This window comes from Wolbachia endosymbiont of Nilaparvata lugens, from assembly GCF_007115045.1.
In the GTDB taxonomy this organism is placed as follows: domain Bacteria; phylum Pseudomonadota; class Alphaproteobacteria; order Rickettsiales; family Anaplasmataceae; genus Wolbachia.
On sequence record NZ_MUIY01000001.1, the window covers coordinates 956,932 to 980,078 of the forward strand.

15 protein-coding genes and 5 pseudogenes are annotated in these 23,147 nt (G+C 33.1%); 9 read left to right on the forward strand and 11 right to left on the reverse strand.

Annotated features, from left to right (window positions below):
- Positions 1-97: 97 nt before the first annotated feature.
- A complete protein-coding gene (locus tag BWZ41_RS04745) occupies positions 98-2,455 on the forward strand; it encodes an ankyrin repeat domain-containing protein (protein ID WP_143689572.1) in 2,358 nt (785 codons plus the stop codon).
- 162 nt (positions 2,456-2,617) lie between these two features.
- Here BWZ41_RS04745 and BWZ41_RS08030 read toward each other — a convergent pair whose 3' ends face one another.
- From BWZ41_RS08030 to BWZ41_RS04780, 4 genes and pseudogenes are all read right to left on the reverse strand, one after another.
- Complete coding sequence (locus BWZ41_RS08030) at positions 2,618-2,788, reverse strand: transposase (RefSeq protein ID WP_241653884.1); 171 nt, start codon at positions 2,786-2,788, stop codon at positions 2,618-2,620.
- 80 nt (positions 2,789-2,868) lie between these two features.
- A pseudogene (locus BWZ41_RS08720) lies at positions 2,869-4,015 on the reverse strand (IS3 family transposase).
- A 60-nt stretch (positions 4,016-4,075) separates the two neighbouring features.
- Positions 4,076-4,603: pseudogene (locus tag BWZ41_RS04775) on the reverse strand (ParB N-terminal domain-containing protein); the annotation flags it as partial.
- A 111-nt stretch (positions 4,604-4,714) separates the two neighbouring features.
- Positions 4,715-5,014 (reverse strand): annotated as a pseudogene (locus BWZ41_RS04780) (Holliday junction resolvase); the annotation flags it as partial.
- A gap of 104 nt (positions 5,015-5,118) precedes the next feature.
- On the opposite strand from BWZ41_RS04780, the gene BWZ41_RS04785 reads away from it, so the two are divergent.
- The 3 genes and pseudogenes from BWZ41_RS04785 to dnaQ form a co-directional block, all read left to right on the forward strand.
- Positions 5,119-5,316 carry a hypothetical protein gene (locus BWZ41_RS04785; RefSeq protein ID WP_143689574.1) on the forward strand — a complete coding sequence of 66 codons (198 nt, stop codon included), beginning with the start codon at positions 5,119-5,121 and terminating at the stop codon, positions 5,314-5,316.
- Between the two features lie 81 nt (positions 5,317-5,397).
- A pseudogene (locus BWZ41_RS08045) lies at positions 5,398-5,685 on the forward strand (DNA polymerase III subunit epsilon); the annotation flags it as partial.
- A gap of 216 nt (positions 5,686-5,901) precedes the next feature.
- Positions 5,902-6,481 (forward strand): annotated as a pseudogene (gene dnaQ, locus BWZ41_RS08050) (DNA polymerase III subunit epsilon); the annotation flags it as partial.
- 923 nt (positions 6,482-7,404) lie between these two features.
- Here dnaQ and BWZ41_RS04795 read toward each other — a convergent pair.
- The gene (locus BWZ41_RS04795) at positions 7,405-8,931 is read right to left on the reverse strand and encodes a hypothetical protein (RefSeq protein ID WP_143689575.1); all 1,527 of its coding nucleotides are present in this window, start codon (positions 8,929-8,931) and stop codon (positions 7,405-7,407) included.
- A 180-nt stretch (positions 8,932-9,111) separates the two neighbouring features.
- Here BWZ41_RS04795 and BWZ41_RS04800 point away from each other — a divergent pair, with 180 nt between their 5' ends.
- The 4 genes from BWZ41_RS04800 to BWZ41_RS04815 all read left to right on the forward strand — a co-directional run bounded on the left by BWZ41_RS04800 (position 9,112) and on the right by BWZ41_RS04815 (position 13,456).
- Complete coding sequence (locus tag BWZ41_RS04800) at positions 9,112-10,389, forward strand: adenylosuccinate synthase (RefSeq protein ID WP_143689719.1); 1,278 nt, start codon at positions 9,112-9,114, stop codon at positions 10,387-10,389.
- Positions 10,390-10,547: 158 nt separating this feature from the next.
- On the forward strand, positions 10,548-12,530 hold the full coding sequence (locus BWZ41_RS04805; protein WP_143689576.1) for a hypothetical protein: 1,983 nt from the start codon (positions 10,548-10,550) through the stop codon (positions 12,528-12,530).
- A gap of 102 nt (positions 12,531-12,632) precedes the next feature.
- On the forward strand, positions 12,633-12,869 hold the full coding sequence (gene infA, locus BWZ41_RS04810) for a translation initiation factor IF-1 (protein WP_143689577.1): 237 nt from the start codon (positions 12,633-12,635) through the stop codon (positions 12,867-12,869).
- The gene (locus BWZ41_RS04815) at positions 12,866-13,456 is read left to right on the forward strand and encodes a Maf family nucleotide pyrophosphatase (protein ID WP_017531625.1); all 591 of its coding nucleotides are present in this window, start codon (positions 12,866-12,868) and stop codon (positions 13,454-13,456) included. Before infA ends, BWZ41_RS04815 begins: the two co-directional genes overlap by 4 nt.
- On the opposite strand, the gene BWZ41_RS04820 is transcribed toward BWZ41_RS04815, so the two are convergent.
- A complete protein-coding gene (locus BWZ41_RS04820; protein WP_143689578.1) occupies positions 13,443-15,689 on the reverse strand; it encodes a hypothetical protein in 2,247 nt (748 codons plus the stop codon). The genes BWZ41_RS04815 and BWZ41_RS04820 overlap by 14 nt on opposite strands.
- Positions 15,690-16,081: 392 nt before the next feature.
- Entirely contained in the window at positions 16,082-17,407 is a 1,326-nt protein-coding gene (locus BWZ41_RS04825) for an alanine:cation symporter family protein (RefSeq protein WP_143689579.1), read from the reverse strand.
- A gap of 700 nt (positions 17,408-18,107) precedes the next feature.
- Between BWZ41_RS04825 and BWZ41_RS04830 the strand changes: the two genes are divergently transcribed.
- The gene (locus BWZ41_RS04830; RefSeq protein WP_143689580.1) at positions 18,108-18,995 is read left to right on the forward strand and encodes a hypothetical protein; all 888 of its coding nucleotides are present in this window, start codon (positions 18,108-18,110) and stop codon (positions 18,993-18,995) included.
- Positions 18,996-19,139: 144 nt separating this feature from the next.
- Here the strand turns inward: BWZ41_RS04830 and BWZ41_RS04835 are convergent, their stop codons facing one another.
- The 4 genes from BWZ41_RS04835 to groL all read right to left on the reverse strand — a co-directional run bounded on the left by BWZ41_RS04835 (position 19,140) and on the right by groL (position 23,068).
- Positions 19,140-19,412, reverse strand: coding sequence for a protein-disulfide reductase DsbD domain-containing protein (locus BWZ41_RS04835; protein WP_307847042.1), 273 nt, complete (start codon positions 19,410-19,412; stop codon positions 19,140-19,142).
- A gap of 131 nt (positions 19,413-19,543) precedes the next feature.
- Positions 19,544-20,491, reverse strand: coding sequence for a hypothetical protein (locus BWZ41_RS04840; RefSeq protein ID WP_143689581.1), 948 nt, complete (start codon positions 20,489-20,491; stop codon positions 19,544-19,546).
- Positions 20,492-20,618: 127 nt separating this feature from the next.
- The gene (locus BWZ41_RS04845; protein WP_143689582.1) at positions 20,619-21,122 is read right to left on the reverse strand and encodes a protein-disulfide reductase DsbD domain-containing protein; all 504 of its coding nucleotides are present in this window, start codon (positions 21,120-21,122) and stop codon (positions 20,619-20,621) included.
- Positions 21,123-21,409: 287 nt separating this feature from the next.
- A complete protein-coding gene (groL, locus tag BWZ41_RS04850) occupies positions 21,410-23,068 on the reverse strand; it encodes a chaperonin GroEL (protein WP_007302814.1) in 1,659 nt (552 codons plus the stop codon).
- Between the last annotated feature and the right edge of the window lie 79 nt (positions 23,069-23,147).

Sequence of the window (23,147 nt, forward strand, 5' to 3'; positions counted from 1 at the left end):
TTAGCAGCAAACCACTTACTCTGGCATTAGTTATTTTATTATGGATCAATAATTTTTTTTAGCTATAGTACAAAAACAAATAGTTTGAGGTAGAACTATGGAAAATGAACAGTTGTTAAAAATATTAAGGACAGTAAATGCTAATAGTGATTTAAATGAAAACAATATAATTGAAAAAATAAAAGAGAAGTTAGAAAAAAAAGACTTAGACACATATGAAGAGTGGGAAGATAGTTTATTTAACATAAATTATACATTCGATGATCAAAGTACATTGTTACATATAGCTGCTAGAAATGATCTTGTAAATATAGCAGAGCTTTTAATAAAAAAAGGGATTAATGTTGATGCAAAAGATCAAGATGGGCATACTCCTTTGCATTGTGCTACTCACAGTGAACATAAAGAGATAGTAGAACTCCTGTTAGACAAGGGGGCTAATGTTGATGCAGCAGGTCAAGATGGACATACTCCTTTGACTCCTTTGCATTATGCTACTCGCAATGGACATGAAGAAATAGTAGAACTCCTGTTAAACAAGGGGGCTAATGTTGATTCAGTAGGTTGCGCTGGGGGTACTGTATTACATCATGCTGTTTCTGCTGAAAACTGCAAAACGGAAATAGTAAAAAAACTCATAGAAAAGAAGGAAGCTAATGTTAACATAGCGGATGAATACGGGCGTACTCCGTTATGCTGGGCTATTAGAAATGGCTATTCAGAAGTAGCAAGAATTCTACTTGAAAACAAAGCAGATCCTTTATTGGGACATAAGAGTTTTTACACATTAAAGCTCTTGGTTGAATTAATAAAAAATGATTTTAAGCACTCTAAGAAAGCAGAAAAAACACAGCAACAAGAGGAGGATGAATATGAATTGATTAAATACTCATTGCTACTTCGCAATGACTGCTCTTTAACTGATGTTGTTGAAAGAAGCGCATTTAGTAAGGTGATATCTACTTGGCTTGCTGATATGTCCAACTTAACAGAAAGCCAGAAAGAGTTGAATAAAAAATTTTTAAGCATTTTTAAAGATTTTCCACATGTTATCTATAAGGATTATAAGAACGATGTTGAAAAAATTAAAAAATTTTTACTAGATCATAAAAGTAATCAAGATCTAAAAACCATCCTCAACCTTAAAAGAGGGGAATTTAAACTGACAATACTGCATATTCTATCAAGTATAGAATGTAGTAGTTCAGAAGAATTCCTGGATTTACTATTGAATTCAGGTGCTGATCCTAATGCACAGGATGAAATAGGAAGAACGCCTTTGCATTATGCTACTCGTTTTGGTCATTGTGATACAATTATCAAATTGCTTCTAAGGAAAGGAGCTAATCTTGATATAAAGGATAAAAAAGGTAAAACCCCAATAGAATTTGCAGTTAATAATCCCAACCTTAATATTAAAGAGTACTTTTTAACTGATGACATTATTTATGGAACTTTTCGTAAAAAAACACAAACTGACTATAATGGAAAAAAGTATTTGTGCAAAAGTGCAAATCTATGGGGGGAGGATTTTCTGCTAGATGGGCAAAATCCAGATAAATATTTGCGTGAATTAGATGAAGTTCAAGACATAAATCAGCTAGAACAGGTTGTGAATGAAGCTATAGAATCTGGGGTAAGGTTCAATCTTACTTGTGAGGGAAATATATATGAAAATACTTATGAGAATAAGTATAATTTTACAGATTATGTAATAAAAAGAATTAGTGAATTAAAGATTTTTCAAGTTAAAAGGGACATAGAAGTTGCTAGTCGCATAGTATGTAATTTGGTAAAAAGAGGTGCAGTACTTGAAACTCTAAGTAGTATAATTGTAATTGATAAACTAGAGAAGTTTAAAGACCACAAAGCTAATCTGAAAGAAGCACGTAAAAGCTATATACATTATTCTCTAAGGCTCTTGGAAGCTGCAAAAAACGCAACTACTGGTAAGGTAAAAGAAGCAAAAATGGATAACCTAACTTTTTACTGGAAATACTCAAAGAGTAGCAAAATCGAGGTTGCAAAAATCACAAATGGAACAGATGAAAGCACAGAATTTCGAAGAGACGTGATAGCAATCGGTGAAAGCGAGATAGAAATTTTAACGGAAGGTGGGGTAAGAAATTATACTGACCTTATAGGTAATATAGTACTGACTTTTGATACTTATTTGGGAGAAGTAGATGCTAGATTGTATTCTGATGTGCAAGATGAAGAAAAAATTATAGTAGAAGTGAGTAACAAGGAGGAAATATTGGAAAAGTTTAAAAATTATAAAAAAGAAGAGTTAGGTGATAACTGCTTGCTTGGTGGTTCTTCTGTCTACGACGCTATTAAGCAGGGATATTTTAAAAGGCTTAAGGAAGTAGATTCCATATACCGTGTAAGTTCTTCATTAGAAAATATATCTTTATTTCCTATTGTACAACAGAAGATAGAGAAAATTCGCTAGCAAGGTTAGTGTTGCTTAGCTTAAGTTTAAATTGCCAAAAAATGCAAACTTTATGTGTGTGATTCATAGAGGTTATTACAATTGACTTGTCAGATTGAGTCTGAACTAGTTGGCTTGTTAAGAGATTTGGATTTTTGAAGTGATTGTAGTTTCTGATTGTGTTTATAATTTTGCATGACAAACGACTCTTTTGATAAGATATAGTTTTTCACTTAAGCAAGGAATCGTATTTTCCAGTTCCTTATATTTTTCCCAAGGAGTTTTTCCTTGAAGAGCGCTATGAGGGCGGTGTTTATTATAATACTCTTCCCAATCCCTAAGTTTAATTTGCAATTCAGAGCTCTTGATGGTAACGCTGCTGTAAAACTCTGACCTTACCCAGAAAAAGTAGACAGAAAGTTAAGACGTTTTTGCTATGAGAATGATGAATCAAAAAGCTCAGGAATGCAATAGTTAATAGTAGAATGTCTACGCTGTTTATTATAAAAAATTTCTATATATTCAAATATTGCGGTTTTAGCTTGTTGTGCAGAGTGTTGTGAAGTATCAATGAGTAACTCTCTCTTAAGTGAACTAAAAAAAGCTCTCTGAAACAGCATTATCATAACAACAACCTTTGTGACTCATACTAGAAGTAATATTTTTTGTACTTAGTAAAAATTGATAATTTTTAGAGGTGTATTGCGATCCTTGATCGCTATGAAATAGTAGATTTTTAGCAGATTTGCGCCTACCAATAGCCATGAATAACGCATCTATAACTAATTGCCTATTTACTGCATTACTCATTTACCAGCCAATCACCATGCGTGAATATAAATCTATTATTGCTGCCAAATATAACCATCCTTCATTAGTTTTTATGTACGTAATATCAGTTACCCATATCTTGTTAGGTTGATCAGCAATGAAATTCTGATTTAATATGTTAGGAGTTATAACTCTATTGTCTATTTGTGGTTTTTTACTTTTAAACTTTCGTCTAAGCTTAGCTTGAATGCCATTTTTCTGCATAACATTTTGCACTGTTTTGATGTTATAATTTTTACCTAAAGCCTTTAATTCAGCGTGAATTTTAGGAGCTCCGTATCTGCATTGTGATGATCGATATACCTTCTGAATATCTTGTATGAGCTCTTCTCTTATTGATTTTTTGTTGTTTTTTTCCTTAGTAATCCATTTATAATAACCACAAGCAGATACGTTCAAAAATCTGCATAATTCCCGTATTTTATAGCAGTTTTCATGTTCTTTTATAAAAGAATATTTTACTCTTTTTGGTTTGCAAAATATCCCAGGGCTTTTTTTAAAATGTCTCTTTCCCTCGTTACTCTTGCCAGCTCTTTCTTTAAATCAAACTTTTCTTTGTCACAATGAGCTACTTTCCCCTTTTCTGGAAACGCATCTACTCCAGACATTCTATCATTGTATGTTTTTACCCATCTGCTTACCGCTAATACCCAAATCTCTTGCTATTTTTGCTGATGATTGACCTGTTTCTTTTACTAGTCTTATAGCTTCAATTTTGAATTCTGCTGTATATTCTTTTCTTTTTGTCATACCACACCTCTTTGAAAAAACGTTTTAACTTTCTGTCTACTTTTTCTGGGTAAGGTCACATTCAACTACAGAGCTATCACCACAATAGATTCGATGATCACCTAAAATCCATAAATCACCTGATTTTGTTATTTCTACCCTTTTTTCATCACCAACCAAGTCAGAAAAATCTTCTTTTTCACCATCTAAGTCATCAAGGAAATGTTGAACTTTTTCTAGCTCAAATCCAGTCATTTTAAGATCAAACTGCAGATCTTCTAACTCTTGAATTTCCACCTTCAAAAGCTCATCATCCCACTTTGCCCAATTAGCTGATTGATTTGCGAGTAATCGAAAAGCTTTAGTTTGTGGTTCATTTAAATTATCACTTAAGACCACTGGAATACTTTCCATACCAAGTTTTCTTGCTGCTTTAAGTCTTAAATGACCATCAACTACAGTTCCATCGCTTTTTGCAACTATTGGTATACGAAAGCCGAATTCCCTGATTGAAGCACACATTCTATTTACTACGTCATCATTTTTACGTGGATTACGCTCATATTCGACTAGATTTCGAGTAGGATAGTAGTGGATTGTTAAATTCATATAATTTAAATTCTTAATAATTAAAAGTTAATATTCAAAATATGTCTAACACTAGAAAAGGCCTGAGGTCTGACCCACCAAACCCGCCATTATGGCCGAAAGGACCCACTTTTATGGTATTTTTAGTGTGTTAGAATCTTTACTAACGTAGAACATCAAAGCCAAAGCATCCCCCTCATTATCATCTCTAGGTGAAAAACTTTTTTCACGTATCGCTTCAATAACTTCACTCTTACTTGCATTCCCTTTGCCTGCTATAAAGCGTTTTATAGTTTTAACATTAACACCTTTGTATGGCACATGATGTTCTTCACACCAAGCAGAGAGAACAGCCAGAAAACCGCCGTAGCAATGTGCTGCATCAGTTCCTAGATGTCTTCTCACTTCTTCAAAATACACTGCTTCAATGTTTGAGAACTTTTTCCTCATTAATATTAACCCAACTAGGGAGAGAGTTTTGTTTTAATTCAGAAATTCACAATTTAGAGTATAAGATTAGAAGGCCACTAAATAGAATGATTAAAGCAATAAAAGAAATTTTATCCAAAGAGCTTAGTACAGATTGTAACGACGTTATTGAAAACATTGGCTGGCCAGGATATTCTTGCAAGGAACATGGTTATCGTCTCAATCCTTTTATACTTTCTTTGAGTGCTGCTAACGCTAATTATCGATTGAAAGTAAAAAAGAGCACAAATGTCAATAATCTATAAATTCAAACATCTGTAGTAAAAAAGCCAGTCTAGAATTGACATTTACTAAAATATCAGCTACAATATTCACATAGTATGTTAATGGGGGGTAAGGTGAGCTTTAGCGAATATGTACATGATAAAGTTTTAACAATATCAGATATAAGTGCTAAAATTGATGTAAGAGAGCTAGCAAACTTTCTACAGAATAAAAAAAGCATTAACGAGGTTAGTTTAATAAATGTAGAGATTGATAGTAAAGATATAAAAGAGTTAGCTAAACTTACACATCTTACTTTGCTTACTCTAAGGAATAATAAACTTGGTTTTGAAGGTGCAGGATATATAGGTTTAGGCAATTTAACAAATCTCACTTCGCTTGAAATAAGTAATAATAATATTGGCGACAGAGGTTTTGCATTTTTAATTGGCAGCAAACGTTTCACAAATCTTACTTCACTTTATGTAGAAGGCAATGGTAAAAAATTTTTAGATGATAAAGGAGTTATCCTTAAGAACGCGACAAGACAAAATACCGAAGTACCTAAATGCTCTGGAGTAGAGAGCGGTGAAGGTGCTACACAAGTAGCCAGAAGAAAAAAAACGATACAAGCTACCGGCAGCAAGTTAAGTGTCAAACAAGATGGGCTACGTGAAATAGTGCTTGATACTGAAACTACTGGTCTTAGTGTCAAGTCTGGTCACCGTATTATTGAAATAGGGTGTGTGGAACCGTATTCCAACAGGCAAAGTATCCCACTGGTACATCAATCCAGAACGGCATATAGACAAAGGGGCATTTAAGGTTCACGGCATCAGTGAAGAATTCTTAAAAGATAAACCATTATTTTCAGAGATTGCACCTGAATTCCTTAAATTCATATCTAATGATATTTTGGTAATTCACAATGCTAAGTTCGATGTAGAATTCCTTAATATGGAACTTGGTAAATTGAATGCCGAATTAATCTCTTCAGACAGAGTGTTAGACACATTACCACTTGCGAGAAAAAAGTTTCCAGGTTCATCCGCATCTTTAGATAAATTATGCGAGCGCTTCGATATATCGCTGAATGATAGAACCTCACACGGAGCACTCATTGATGCTAAATTACTTGCAAAAGTTTATGCTCAGCTTTCCCTGAATCAGTGTACAGTTATGCAGCATGAGGTTAAAACTCTAGCTTAAACTCTTATCTTCATCTGTATTAAGGGTTACATTCATATAGAATTTGTATGCCTTCTATTCGCATTTTTAGCGCTATTATAGAGGCTCTTTAGTATTAAGATAGAAACAAAAACCTAAACTCATAAAATGCTTTAAAATACTGTATTTGTTTCTTTTTATTTTTGTACCTTCAATCAGTAGTTTATAGTAAGGTAGAAAAGGAAAACAAAGCTTTCCATTTCACAGTCGCTTCTGTTCTTTGCCGTTCATCTGGTTTATTATTTTGAAAAGATATTTTACAACGAATAAAAAACGTGATAAGCTAGGCAAGGGTTATCTTTTACAAAGATTAAAGTTTAAAGCAAAAGAAATGCCTCGTAATTGAGTTTTAAGCTATCCTACACGAGCAACTTAGGTCTAAGTGATAAATTGGGGTACCCTGAAGTCGTAAAATCCCTTTAAAATCGTACTAACCGCAATTGTCTCTAAATTGTATTTTTTTCATTAAATCTAAATAATGTTTTTCGGTGGTCTTTTTGATCTTCCTTCTTTTTGATAAGTTTTATTTATTTGTAGTTTATATATTTATTTTATTTATTACTATTGTTATTATATATATAATATATAAGAGTTTTAGGAATGGTAAAATCAGCCATATTAGCTAACTTTAAGTATGTAGTTACTAGGGATGCTTTTAGGAATGTAGGTCAAAAAGTCTCGGTTTTATGCAGGTTCTAGCTTCCTTAATTTCTAACTGTTTAGTGAATAACCCAGGAATCAGGAATGTAATTCAACCATTTGATGTCTTATCCCTTTTTAATTGAAATCATAGCTTATAATAGGTTGTAGTTTCTGGCTCCAAAGTTAATATTTTTGATTAAGTAGATTGAATAAAAAAAATAGATTAAACTCTAAGATATTTAAAGAGCATACCAGTGTCTTTAATGTAAGTGTTCATGTGATTCCACAGATAATCTCTGTTTTTTTATTCTATCTGTCCATTTATCATTTTCTATATCTTGTTTGTTAGTTGCTTTTTCTTCTTGCTCAACAATTGCCTTATCTATCTTCTGATGAACTGCATCAATTGAATTAATCGCACCTTTTTTTTCGTATATTTCGCTTTTTCCTTCGATAATTAAATTGCTAAAAATATTTACAACAGACTGCACTTGATTATGATTAACCTGACCTTTTATCAAAGAAGGTAAAGAGTTTAATTCCACCAATACTTCTGACGCTATTTTACCTTGAAAGGAAAGCCCTAAATTATCTGCTACTTCACTTATTAATAACTCTCTGTTTTCTTTATTATCTTCCAATTTAGCATAATCACTCAATAGATCCATAGCGGTAGACACCTTGATTGCAACAAAATCATTAATATCTTCTAGAGCAGAGCCTGATCTCGACAACCTATCTCTGAGATTTTCGCTTAAAAGATTGATAAACTCTTCATTTGCATCCGATCCTGTAGTAGATATTGTACCATCTAAATAGTTGTTTATTTTGATTTGAGTACCTAAGCTATGCTCTATTTGTATTTTTGTCTCAGGTTTAAATCCTAATTTTGCACAGAATTTCTGAAAACATTCTTTAATCATGTCAAACAAGGTCTTGTCATTGTCTTTATAGTCTTTCAATTCTTCAGGAATAGTAAGTGATAATTTACCTTCTTTATATGTTATACTATTTTTACCATCTTGAGATTCAATTGTGAATTCTAATGAGCTGGATAGGTCACACATTTTCTCTTCCGGATTGTCAATCGTGGTTATAGGCATTGCCATATCAGACGTCACTTTTATGCGGTTGTGGTCGGCGCAGTAAATGTTTAGCGCTTTTTTAGGACTGTGTGGAGTTAAATTACAACTACTGAGTGCGGCATGAGATTCATTAAATATACCAGCCCCATACCCTGCTTGATTACAATTGGTGACTAACTCTTCTAAAATAGCATTACTTGGAACTTCTGTCCCAGCGTACCTGAACATTTCCTTGAAAATTTCCTTTGCTAATGCACGGTAATCTTTTTTGGAGAATAGATGATAAGAGCTTCTCCCTGCGTTATAAAATCTCTCAAATTCCTTTCTATATTCATCAATTTTTTTCTCATCAGCAATTGTAGGGCTATTACAATGATTTTCCCAAACTTCAGATAGTCTATCTTGATCAAGCTCCTTAAGCACTAGTTCCATAAAAGCTTTACCTTCTTCAGAGAGATTATCAAAATTATCACGGTTAAAAATCTCATTTTTATAATCTTTAGCTCCTTCCTTAAATGCAATGATAAAATTTTTATCTATTTCTTTTTCGTTAATAATAAAATTCATTCTTTGAAAATCTAAGAACATTGTTTCACCGGAATTCGCTAATTTATTATCTTGATTTGCTCTTAATTTACTAAAATTGAATTCTTTAGCTGTGGCCTTTAATATAACTACTGGACTCTTCTTTGCCTCTTTCATAATCAACACCTTACTATAAGTATGCTGTAAGTTGTAACATATAATGATGAATAATTTGATAATATATTAAGAAAATCGATAGTATATTTCTTTATTTTAGAGATATAGGAAAGGCGTAGATTTCTCTTTTCATTTGTAGCATGCTGTATTAATATTTACGTATTAATCTAGAAAATAGTGATGAATAATATTGTAATTGTTGGTCTGCAATGGGGTGACGAAGGCAAGGGTAAAATAGTAGATTATCTTTCTGAGAATGCAGATGTAGTTGTGAGATTTCAGGGAGGAAATAATGCAGGGCACACTATAGTAATAGATGATGAGGTTTATAAATTAAATTTACTGCCCTCTGCTGTTTTGAGAGCGGACAAAATATCTATTATAGGAAACGGTGTTGCTCTTGATTCACATGCTCTAGTCTCAGAAATAGAGTCATTGAAAGTTAAAGGAGTGGACGTAAACTATAACAACTTGATGGTATCCGAGAGCTGTCCATTAATACTTAGCGTACATAAGGACAAGGAAAAGCTATTTGAAGATTTAAACGAAAATCACAAAATTGGTACAACAAACAAAGGGATAGGGCCATGTTATGAAGATAAAGTTGGCAGGAGAGCTATACGCCTTTGTGACTTAGAAAACACAGATGAGCTCAATCAAAGAGTGTATGCTCTCCTGAGTTACCATAATGCTATCAGAAAAGGACTTAACTACCAGGTAGTTAAAAAAGAAGAAATATTAAAGGAAATTCAAGAGATTTCAGAAAAAATTCTTTTATATAAAAAACCTGTGTGGAAGATATTAAATGATTTTATGAAAGAAGGTAAGAAAATAATATTTGAAGGCGCTCAAGGCGCATTTTTAGATATCGACCACGGAACTTACCCTTTTGTTACTTCAAGTAATACCGTAGCATCGCAAGCGATAACAGGCTCAGGATTATCCTACAATGCTCACATTATTGGTGTAGCAAAAGCGTATACAACAAGAGTGGGTAATGGTCCATTTCCTACTGAACAAAATAACGAGATTGGAGACAGCTTATTTTCTATAGGTAAGGAACTTGGAACAGTAAGCAATAGAAGAAGGCGCTGCGGATGGTTTGACGCAGTTTTAGTGCGCCAGGCCGTACAACTCTCTGGAGTTTCAAGCATTGTATTAACCAAATTAGATATTCTTGATTCTTTTGATACTATTAAAATAGGCACTGGTTATAAGTATGGCGGAAAAATGTATGATTATTTACCCGCATCACATTCAATACAAAAAGAATTAGAGCCAATATATGAAGAATTTCCTGGTTGGAAAGAGAAAACTCAAGGCAAAAGGTCAGTTAAGGAATTACCTGCAAATTTGATGAAATATGTGAGAAAAATAGAAGAATTAATAGGTGTACCAATTCATCTAATTTCAACTAGTCCCAATAGAGAGGATGTTATTAAGCTTAAAAATCTATGAAAACGTCTTGTTAACTTTTATCTAATAAAAAACGATACTTGTGTGGCTTCAAGCAATCTATTATGCAAAGTAGAAGTGTAAACGTATAGTGAGCAGTGTGATTTTTCTTAAATATATGTTGATTATTATAATATAAACATAGTTAAAGGAGGCGTATTATGATTGCAGGTTTGACTAAGGGAGATAAAGCAGTAGATGCAGGAAAAATAGGTGATCAATTTGAAAAGCATTTTTGTATAGGACCAACTTCACTGAATAGGGAAGTTTATTACTCTACGCTTATCTACCATACATTCAAAGAGTTATATTCACAATTAGATAATATCTCTCATGCTAATAAAACGAGATCAGAAAAAGAAATAATAAATTTTTATGTTCTACCTCAATTTGCACATTTTAAAGAAATTCTTGATGAAGGTATAAAAAAAGATCCTTCGTTTGCAAATTCTGCTATTGTGAAGTTTTGCTACTCAATTATAAAAGATAATAAATTATTTAAAGAATTAGAAGAAGTTAGTATCCCCGTAGAAAACTCTAGTGTAAAGGCAAGGATAAGCTTTCAACTGAAAAATCTGAAGGAGAAGGTGTGGTTCTTAAGAAAACTAAAGGAGAAAAATAATTTCACTTGCGTGCAGAGGGCTTTTGGGAATGAGTGGAGTTTTTATGACCTAATAAACGATAGAGATTTTAAACAAACGTACATAGACAAAGCAGTAACAGAGTCTGCTAATGAGAGCTTTAAGGAAGATATAAATAAATGCATAGAATTGGCAGAACAGGGAAAAAAAGCTGCAAGTAAATATTTTGAGAGGAAAGACGTAGAGCTTCAAGCTTATTACACAGAAACCGGTAACGCTCATAGAGTTTTGAATGTTAACCTTACTCATTACGATAAAAATGAGCCAACAAAGATTAGTGACGTTTTACAGCAAGAGAAAAATATTAAAGAACTGAATATCTATTGCAATAAAAAACATGAAATACATGCTCATCAAAAAGATAAGAAAAGATATTATGAATTTAAAGAAGGTGCATATTATGAAATGACAAGCACTTGGCCTGCAAAAGATGGATCCGAAATGTGTACCATGATTATGAATGTGAGTAGTGATGGAATAACTGAAATACTAAAATTCAATGGTGAAGATTTTGTGCTATCAGAGGAAATTCTAGAATTAATAAAGCAAAATGATGAATTATATATTCAAGATCTCTCCTTATACGATGCTGTAATGGAATCACTAGAAGAGAATAGGGCTACTCCTATTAATTTTTACAATGAATCTATAGTGGCCTATCAAGATAAGGAACTAGAGGAGAAATTAGATCATAAAGTTGATGCTGGTAATAGCCTTCCTTCTTCTCCTTCTATTAATAGTAATGCATTGGAAGTCAATTTACAGCACACTAAAACTCAGCCAGAAGTTGTTTCACAACAAATCCGAACTCAAGAGGAAACTAACTCACAACGAATGGATGAATTGATTCCAGATAATCAAATATCGTCTAAAGAAAATGTCGAATTAAAGCAAGAAATGTCAAGCTTGAAAAAAGGAGCTACTGAATTGAAGCAAGAAATAGAAGCAGAAACAATTGTAAAGTTAGAGAGGCATGATAGCGATTTAAAAGATGAACTTGAAGAAGAAGTAAAGTTCGACATCGAAGATCCAGAAATCGAGTACGAGGAATTTCCAGAAGATATACTTGAACTCATTGAAGACGAAGATAGTATTGATGAATTGCAAGAGAACTACAGCGACATCATTGCAGATCAAATTCAGACAATTGAAGAAATGAAAGAAAAAATAGAAAACTTAAATAATCAAGTTAAATACTTAGAGGATCAACAAGATCAAGTTACTGATAAACAAAAAATTAGCAAGACCATAAGTGGTTATGCAAAACAATATTATAGTCTAATGGGAGAAGTTTTTAGTGAACCTGATAATGAGTCTGATGTTCCACTGAAAGAAAAGACAACATTGCACAAATCTCCAAGCCTTGATAGTGGACTTGATAGCGATGAGGAAAATTGTGATAATGATTTATCTTCTAACATAAGTTCTATAAGTTCTGTTGAGAAGGTGGCAGAGAGTAGAAACGTAGGTAACTTGCTTTCCTCTTGTATTATATGGAGATAAGTTGCAAGAGGAATACTCACGTAGAGTATAAAAATCTCTTGTATTGATAATAATTTAAAATCTATAGTAGACTGAAAAAGATTATTAAATTATAATACGAGGATGATAAGAGAAGATAAGTCAAAAACAATTTTTGAAGTGGAAGGGGCAGTAACTGCTTTATTACCTGCAGCAGAATTTAGAGTGAAGCTGGACAATGAACATGAGATTATCTGTCATGTATCAGGAAGAGTGAGAAGAAGTAAAATACGTATTATTATAGGCGATAGAGTGTTAGTTGAGATGAGTATTTATGATAGGAATGCAAGAAAGGGTAGGATAATAAAAAGGCTCAAGTGATAGAACAATCTCTAGATAATCTTATTCTTGCTTCATCATCAGAAAGGCGAGTAGCCTTACTAAAACAAATAAATATTAAGCCAGGTTTGGTTTTGCCAGCAGATACAGATGAATCGCCTTTGAAGAAAGAGCTGCCAAAAGATTACTCAATCCGTATGGCAAAAAGTAAAGCCGAGAAAATACAAAGTGCAAATCCAAATTACTTTGTGCTTGGTGTTGATACAGTTGTTGCTTGTGGTAGAAGGATACTGCTCAAAGCTGAAAACGTTGAGCAAGCAGAAAAATGCGTTCGCTTGTTATCAGGAAGAAGGCATAGAGTATACACCAGTGTGTGTTTATTAACTCCTGATCAATCTAAACAGCATATTAGGACTGTAGTTACAATAGTGAAATTTAAGCGTCTCAGCGAACAAGAAATTAAATATTATTTAGCATCAGAAGAGTGGAAAAACAGGGCAGGGGGGTGCAACATACAAGGTCTTGCAGGAATGTTTGTATTATTTTTACGTGGCTCATACTCTTCTGTAATAGGGTTACCATTACATGAAACCCATTGCTTGCTAAGTAATTACTTTAACCTATACTAATAACATTGTCCTTTTTTTGTTTTTCTTCAGCAATAAGTTTAGCCCAGATTCTATTTCTATTTGCTAATGCAATTCTATTGCGATCAGGACTATCATTGCATTCTGTTAAAGTATCTTTTCTTTCCTCTTCTACTATTCCAGCTTTCAGTTGTGCTGCATCTTTTTCTAGCAATTTATATAGTTCGCTATTTTTGTCTATAGTCAGATCAGTATTATCATTTTCTTGTTCTGCCACTTTTCTTTCTAATAACTTACGTACAGGGTCATATTTTTTACCTTCTTTTACTTCTTTCAACATACTTTCTGAGAATAAATCTTTAGTAGCCTGGTCTCTCAATCCTTTATTCAATTTTTCCAATGTATCTTTTGGTTCAATGGTTTCTAATCTCTTCTCTAATTGCTCAGAATTGACCTGAAAATTATAGTGGCTAGTGTAAGTTGGAGATGAGTAACCTGAGTCGTTTATTTCTTTCTCCACTGCATTGTCTTTTAGCAATCCAGCTGCTAATAAATGTTCTTTTGTTTGCCCACTCATTTTCTTTTGATTTACTGGTTTTAGCAGGAATTTCTGAGTTTCTTTATCCAACTTACTGGTAAATTCCGTAAGTAGGTTATCATCTCTTTGTTCAACATTCATTAGGCTCGCTTTTAACTGTCCAGAATTTACTCGAGATTTTTCATGATTAGAGTGAGTTGGGGATGAATAGCCCGAATCGTTTGTTTTTATGTCTGTTGAGCTGTATTCTAGAGATTCATTTTCTTGTAATTTATCTTCGGTTTCTTTTTGTTTATCGTTTCCTCTTTCTTCGTTTTCCTTAGTGCTAAGATAATCTTTTTCTTGTTTATAATCTGATTGACGCTTTGAAAGCGTTATATACTCATCTTCGTTATCGCTCCAACCATCTTCGAAGTCAGAAAATTCTTCATCATACTCACTTTCACTACGTAATAACTCATTTTTTGCTTTCCATGCAAGAATCGAAGCTACATCATTTAGTGGTTGCTTATTTCCAGTATTGCGTGATTCTTTAGCGTTTTCATACTTAAATGCATCTTTAACTTTTTTGAATGCAACGTCTTGTACTGGTGCAGCGCTTTCAGTAGTTGTAGGATCAAAAATTGCACCTTTTTGCCGATTATTAGATATTTTCTCACTTTCATCTGATTTTCGGCTTCCAGGTACAGCATGTCCAAATGTAGCAAATGTAGGATTGTCATACCGTTCATCCTCTTGTGTATTATCTTGATTGTACATTACAGACTTGGTGAAAATAGTACTGCTTGAAGAAGCATCCGAATATGGAGAATTGTAGTTATTTCTACTATTAATCCGTATTGGCTGATACTCATCTTTTTTCTGATTATTAGGTAATGAACTAGTTCTAGGTGGCAGTGATGGTGGAATCTTTTTAGCAGATGCGTTATTAGAATTTGTAGTGCTAGTCGTTACATGCTTAAACTCAACTTCTTGATCTTGATTAGCTTGAACGCCAATACCTTTACTAATATCACTTTCTATGAAAGTTTCAGATGATTGTTGTTTCTCTTGTTCTTGTCCTTTCTCCTTGAATTGTATTTGATATAGAAATAAGCCACCTATTTTTACATCTGTGTTTGCTTTTAATTGTTCCTCAGTAACACCATTACGTTCAGTTAGATCTACACCATCTTTATCAATCTTGATTTTGATAGTACATTTTTTTCCATTTTTGTCATGCCAATTCAAAGTCATTTCATATGAACCATCTGTTACAACATAATGCCTTATTCTTTTCTCTCCTTCTTCGGCAACAAAACCGTGCATTCCGCTCTTTCCATCACTATGCAGCGTTGAAAATCCCGAAATTCCTTTCTTCTGACAAAAGTCACTATTTAAAAATTCGCTGATTTTAAACTCTTTTTTGTCATCTCCCAGTGTAATACTTGCGTGATCGCCATATATTGAAACTCCTGCGATATCATCAACATACTCTTTTAACCTTGCTTTAACTTCACTTTCAAGCTTTTGTTCGGCTTTCTTTATCTTGTTCTGCTCTGGAAGAATAACTTCATAAGCTTTATTTTTGTCTTCATCTGTCTCCAAATTCCAGACGGAGTGCTCTATTAGAAACTTTACTGCATTAAAACCAACTCTGGAATTATAAATTGGGTCGTCTTCCTTTTTTATTTCATCGAATAAAGTAAAAAATCCTCGAATGAATTCATGATATTGTTGTGTGCTTTGAGTATTCATATTTTCCCTCACTAATAACCCTCTGCCTTTTAGCCTTAGCTAGTACAATTATTACGGGAATTGATTTAGTTTTTATTAAAGAAGTTGTATTGCTAACGTGATGACATGAGCTATTTTATGTTCACATCAAGCAATTTAAGTTGTCATTCCAGTCTGGAATCTAGATTTTTCTAGACTTGATCCTATAGTCAAATTCATAACTACAAACGTTATAATATAAGAGTAATTTTCACCAAAAAGTATGTCATTTGAGTAGCTGACACTGGGATCCAGTCGCACTCAGTTAGTGAGCATAAAATTATTATGTTAAAACATAACATTTTTGATGAAGTTCATGAAAGGCTGGATTCCAGACTGGGATGATAACTTAAAATATTGCTTTAGCTCTGTTTTTACAACTTCAAATATTTGTTACTCATAGTAAATACTTCTGGATCTTGAGAAGTGAGCTTGAGTATAGCAAGTATGTTTATGAGCAGCAAAGCAGCAATTGAAATATCAGCGATATCCCAGAGTAACTTAACTCCACCGATTGCACCAAATGGAATGATTAAGGTAAAAACTACAGTCCAGATTTTAGTGTATTTATTATCCATAGATACATAGCGTATTGTTTGTTTTGAACAAAAAAACCAAGTAAAGATAGTAGTAAAGGCAAAACAAAACATTATAGCCATAATTAAATAGTCAGTATAGGGCCAATTCATAGCTTTTCTAAAAGCAAAAATGCACATGTTAGTGCTCTCTAAATCAGTAATACAAGAATCTGTGACAAGCAGTACCATTGCTGTAATGAACACTATGAGTGCAACTATAAAAGGAGATATTATTGTGATTAGACTCTGTTCAATGATAAATTTATTGTTATTTTTTTTAGGAGTAATCGAGGAGTGTACAATTCCTTCGAGGCCAAGTCCTATATCTGTTGCAAAAATACCTCGCAGAGTCCCTACTTGAATAATAGTCAACATTTCTAAAATTAAACCTAAAGATAAGCCAGAGTTAAAGCTACTAGTTGTAAAAAAATTGCTTGTTATTAGTTTTAGAGAAGGAAGAATATTTTCACTAAACTTAAATAATATGATACCGCAAAGTGTGAGGTAACTTACCGTCATTATCGGTATCATAGCCGATATAAAAATTTTAATTTTTTTTAAGCTGAGAGCTGCAACAACAAAAAATATTATGGCCATTACAATGCCGCCAATGACTACAGGTATATCTACCATGCTGAGTGGTATTGATAGAGAATTTACCTGAACAAGGTTACCAACTGTTATTGAAACCATCATCATAATAACTAGAAACACAACTGTAGCTTTTCTAGAATTAAATGAATCAGTCATGTAGGCTACAGGTCCACCTATAAACCGTCCATTTTTTTCTTTTCTGGTTTTTATACTTAGGTAACAAGTAACATATTTTATCACAGAAGTAACAACAATAATGATTGCCATCCATAAAATGGATCCCGGTCCTCCGGTTTTTAGAGCAACAGCAGTTCCTGAAATATTTCCTACTCCTAAATTTCCCCCTAAGATTGTAAACAGAGCAGCTATAGAAGAAAATTTATTTTCTCCTCTTTTAGCTCCAATAAGTGAAACGGCATACGGTAGTCTAAACACCTGTAACCATTTTAGTTTGACCGATAGGTAAACACCAGCAACTAGTATGAGTAGTATTGTTGGCAGTAATAAAACAAACTTTACTGTATCCATCTGTAAAAGAGAGATTTTTACTTGAGTATATAGCAAAAGTTGAAAAATACCTAACCTATTTTCTATGTATGACTTCGGTTCCATTATTCTAGCACCTCTTATCTTGTCATACCAATCACAACTGTATGAACATTGTAATATGGTACAATGTTAAAACAATGTCATTCCAGACTGGAATCCAGAAAATGAACAATGGATCCTAGTTTTAGCTACTCGGATGATAAGAAAAGGATACTTGAATGACAAGAAAGGGGACACTAGAAAGAAATGGGTGTCATTCCAGTGCTTGACACTGGGATGGCTTTGTTGCATCACTCAAGAGAAAAGAACTGGCAGTTACTGACAAAATTCATTATAAAATAGCCATTTAACCGCTTAAGGATAAATATATCATAAAAAATGAGAGTCAGTAACCAAGGTAAATATAACAAATTTTTCCAAGAAAGAGGAATATTTTTCATTTAGGCAAGGTGTTGATAAGAAGTTTAAGCTACAAGAGCATTAAATATAGTGATGAAGCACGAGAATATCTAAATCACACATATTGGAAGCAACCTTCAACAAGTGTAGATGGAGCACAAGCACAGTCTTTAGCAAGAGTAAGTTATAGCTCCTATTCTATAAAAATTTTAGACCTGAGTGTTGACATTCTAGTCAATACTAGTATACCTCTATATGGTGTTAGTGTGTGGAGGTATATATGCCAGATAATCCAAAAGCAGTTAATAATCAGGATTATTTTGATAAAAGTAATCGTTTTTATTTGCGCTTAAAAGATAATTTTTTTCAAAATGTGAATCCAGATAGTAAAATAACTATCGATTCTGAAGAGAAGAACGAAGAAGTTAGTATTGATGATGATGAAAAGTGGTTTAAACACTTTTCTACCGTGCTTCCTAATGAAGAAGGGCAGGAAAAGTATAGATATGAGGTCAATGGCAGATATGAATACAAACATGCCAATAAGTATGATAGCAAAAATATTGTAGGCAAAATTGCTAACAAAATTGCACAAAATTTAAATGAGAGTATAAAAGACAATACTTTAGAATATGTAGGAATAAAAGAGAGTAGAAAGAAAGGTAAGATTAAGCCTGCACTCAGAATTATGCTTGGCGATTCTACAAAATCAATAAATGTGGTTGATGTTTTAAATATTGATATATGCAGAAAATATGGTGTAGATGGAATTACATTATTGCTGCCTAGTAAAAGCAAGTGTGAAACAAGGGGAATACGCTGCAGAGTTGATGAGAATGGAACAAGAATTTATGAAGTAGCTAACGGCTCGTATTATATGACTTTAAATTGGTATGTTGAGGGGAAAGAGTGTAAAATGAAAATTAGCATTAGCGATAATGGTTCTGTAGAGTTTATTGAAAGCAATGGTGTTACTTGGGAGCAATTAGCTGCACATAAAGAAGTAAAAGTAGGAAGACAATATGAAGCGAAGCCTTTATATGAAGCATTGTCATATTTAAAGCGAGAAGGCTCTGAAGTAATAAAAGGATTTTATCCTTCAACAAGTGTGGAAAGTATACAAATCACTACAGGAGTTAATAAGCAAGCAGCTCTTTCAAAGTTATAATTTTCGTTATTGATTGAAATGAAGCCTTTTGGTCCCCAAAAGGCTTCATGATCGAAATTTTTGGAAAGATCTTTATTGGAAAATTCAGGGACAGGAATAACATTTTTAAGCTATCGTATAACTATCACTTGCTCGCTGGGAGCTCTATTTTTCATACCACTCATTTATGAGTTTATTGATATCGGAATCCATAAAATCCTTTAGTGGTTGACTGGTTTTTATCTCGGCATTTTTAGGGATACACCTATCTTTACATATTGCGTACTTTATATGAAAGTTAATATCAGCGTATTCCTGATTTGGAATGATATTAGTTTTAAAGGGAAATAATACCATATCTTCATATATGTTACTAACAAATGTAACTTCCCCAACTTTATCTTCATGTTCCTTGGGAGTAGACCAATGAATATCTATATTGTATGTTTATAGCTGAAAGGAAAGAGAGTAGGTATCAAACCTTATAAAAAAATTAAAATACCTAAGCTTATTTTTGTATCATGAAAATTGTAGCAATAAACCTTTTCTTGAGCGTACATTCAAGAAAATTATAGCACATAATCATTACTGTAGTTATAGCTAGGGAGCTCTTCGTTATCAGTAGTTATCTCATCACTCTTTTGAATTACGCTCTCACTTTTACTAGGAGAACCTAAACATCTCATATTACCAGTGTCAGGAATTATCAACTTTACTTCTTTGTCGGAAGTCCATAAAACTTTATCTTTTAATTCAATTAATTCAGTGGGTTTCTTAGTGAGGTTCTTATAAATTGCACAGTTGTTTTTAGGATCATCTTTAAGCTTACCGTCAAAAGTTAAGAAGTGCTCTAAGTGAAGATAGGGTATTTTAGTATTGTTGCCATCTTTATCTATTATCATATTACTCTTATCAACAATTATTAAAGGTGATACCAATTTTGCAACTATAGTTTTACCTGCACATTCTTTTAGCTCTTCTACGCTACGATCTAATACTAGATTAGGACACGTTGTATTCCAGAAGAAATTTTTGTTATGAAGTGCATTTTTATTAAAATCTTTACTGTGATAACATGCACTTTTATTGTTATTATCAGCAGAGAGCTCATTGTAAGGATAACCCTTACCGCTAGTATTCGTTTTACCTTTTCCACTACACCATATACCGCTAGGTAAAAAGTTTGTATAATCTATTGCATTTCCACACTTTGCATCTTCCTTACATTCAAATGTTATAGCAAAATTTGCTGCATAGTATTCCTTAACAGGGTTTGGGTTAGTATAATGCATGATGTTTTCATTGTGTATTAATTCAGGAAAAAATTCCTCCAATAGGTCCTTTATAAACCAACCAGGTTGACAAATGTGCTTAGTAAGAGTAGAATAATTTGCACGTTTTACGCAGTTGTGCATATCATCTGAAGCGTGTGCTGTAGTAATAATCACACCTTCTATTCCTTCTTCTTTTTTTTGATTAGCAGTTTCATTTATTATGTGTTTACATTGATGAGTCATGATTGTATATCAAAAAATTAATATTACTATATTAACATAATATAGTAAATAATTAATGATTTTAATTACACATAAGGCTTTTAAAGCTCTTTCTCAACTATAGTTGTTAAGCTCTTGCTTTTTAACCTTACTTCTTGTACCACTCATTTATGAGTTTATTGATATCAGAATCCATAAAATCCTTTAGTGGTTGACTGGTTTTTATCTCGGCATTTTTATGGATACACCTATCTTTACATATTGCGTACTTTATATGAAAGTTAATATCAGCGTATTCCTGATTTGGAATGATATTAGTTTTAAAGGGAAATAACACCATATCTTCATATATGTTACTAACAAATGTAACTTCCCCAACTTTATCTTCATGTTCCTTGGGAGTAGGCCAATGAATATCTATATTTGATATGTTACCCTGACAGTCAAAGGAAGTAGGAAGGCCGAAATCTCCAGGGTCTTTGTAATATATATGCCAACCTGGTTTTATTGTAACCTTTATTGCGCCTTCAATGGTGAGGTTTGCTTTATTTACCTTACCAATGAGCAGATCAAATTTTGCAACTTCTTCTTCAGCGCACAATTGAGTGCAAGAAAAAAGTAAAAGTAGGATTGAGTATATACGTATTTTCATAAATACTCTATTTATGAAGAAAATAATTTAAGTTCTATCTATTATAATAAAAATATTATATAAATCATTTGTTAATATAATATTATGCTAATACAAATATAGTAGCAATTATAACTTTCATATATTATTTTTTTATTTTTAAGCAGTTATAATATTAAAGAGACGTAACAAATATAAATAGTAGTGGCTTTGCATAGAAAACCACAAATTTATTTCCTTTATAAATGTAAGACTTTTTAGAACTAGAAAGATACCTTGGAGCAACTTGCTCCAAGGCTCTTGTTTACTTAGAATCCGCCCATTCCGCCCATTGCTCCTGCACCCATAGGTGATGAAGCATTTTCTTCTTTGTTTGGTAGATCAACTATCATAGATTCAGTAGTAATAAGTGCGCTTGCTACAGACACTGCTGTTTCAAAAGCAATACGAACTACTTTTGCCGGATCAATTACACCAGCTGTTGATGCATTAGCGTAGTTCATAGCCTCAACGTTGTATATAAGCTCTTTATCATTCTGCTTAATCAAATAGTCAATTATAACAGCAGATTCAAGACCAGCATTTTTAACCAATCTTTTGATTGGAGCACTGAGAACTTTTTTGACAATGTTGATACCTATTTGCTCTTCATCGCTTGAAGCTTTTAGCTTATCAAGAGCAGATGCAGCGTAAAGAAGTGCAACTCCTCCACCTGGAACTATCCCTTCTTCAATTGCAGCTCTTGTTGCATGAAGTGCATCTTCTACTCTATCTCTACGTTCTTTTACCTCTACTTCAGTTGCTCCACCAACTTTGAGTACAGCAACACCGCCTGATAATTTTGCTAAACGCTCTCTTAGCTTTTCTTTGTCATAATCAGAGGTTGAAGTTTCAATCTGAGATTTAATCTGGTTAATTCTAGCATTTACTCTGTTTTGTTTGTCACAGTCGCTGTCTTCACTAACAATTGTGGTATTGTCTTTAGTGATTTTAACATTTTTAGCAGTACCAAGATCTTCAAGAGTCAAATCTTCCATCTTGATTCCAAGCTCATCTTTTATGACATACTTAGCACCTGTTAAAGCTGCTATATCTTCGAGCATCTCCTTTCTCCTATCACCAAAACCTGGAGCTTTTACTGCAGCAACTTTTAGACCACGTAATTTGTTGATCACTAAAGTGCTTAATGCTTCACCTTCAACATCTTCTGCAATGATAAACAAAGGTTTACCAGACTTAAAAATAGCCTCAAGAATAGGAAGTAAAGGTTGAATAATATTAAGTTTTTTTTCTGTAATCAGCAGATATGGATCATCAAGCTCCACGCTCATCTTTTCATTATTTGTAACAAAGTATGGAGAGAGATAACCACGATCAAACTGCATACCAGTTGTAAGTTCAACTTCTAATTCTTTTGAACCCTTACTCTCTTCAACAGTGATGACTCCTTCTTTTCCAACCTTTTTAACAGCATCAGCAATGCTATTACCAATATCTTTATCACCATTTGCAGAAATTATTGCAACTTGTGCAACTTCATCCATTTTCTCTAAAGAAATTGTGCGAGACATTGATGTAATTTCCTTTAATATCACATCTTTTGCCTTCTGTATTCCATTTTTGATACAAATACGATCATTTCCAGCTGCAATTGACTTTGAAGCTTCCATTATCATATTGCTAGTCAGTATTGAGCATGTTGTGGTACCATCACCAACTTTGTCATTACACTGAGAAGCACTTTGAGCAATGGTGCTTACTATCGCAGAGTGTAATGGTTTTTCAGGCTTTATACCTTTCATTACCTTATAGCCATCCTTTGTGACCTCTGGTCCACCATATGGCTTGCTAATTCCTATTGTATTTCCCCTAGGCCCTGCAGTTGCTCCCACCGTTGAGTCAACCATTGCTGCAACTTCACGAAAGGCTTCTTGCAACTGTTCGCCTGATACTACTATGTTAGCCATTTTTATCACTCCTTAAATTAATAAAAAATTTAAAATACATAATGCACTATATAGCGCATTAGTTTAGTAAAATAGGAAT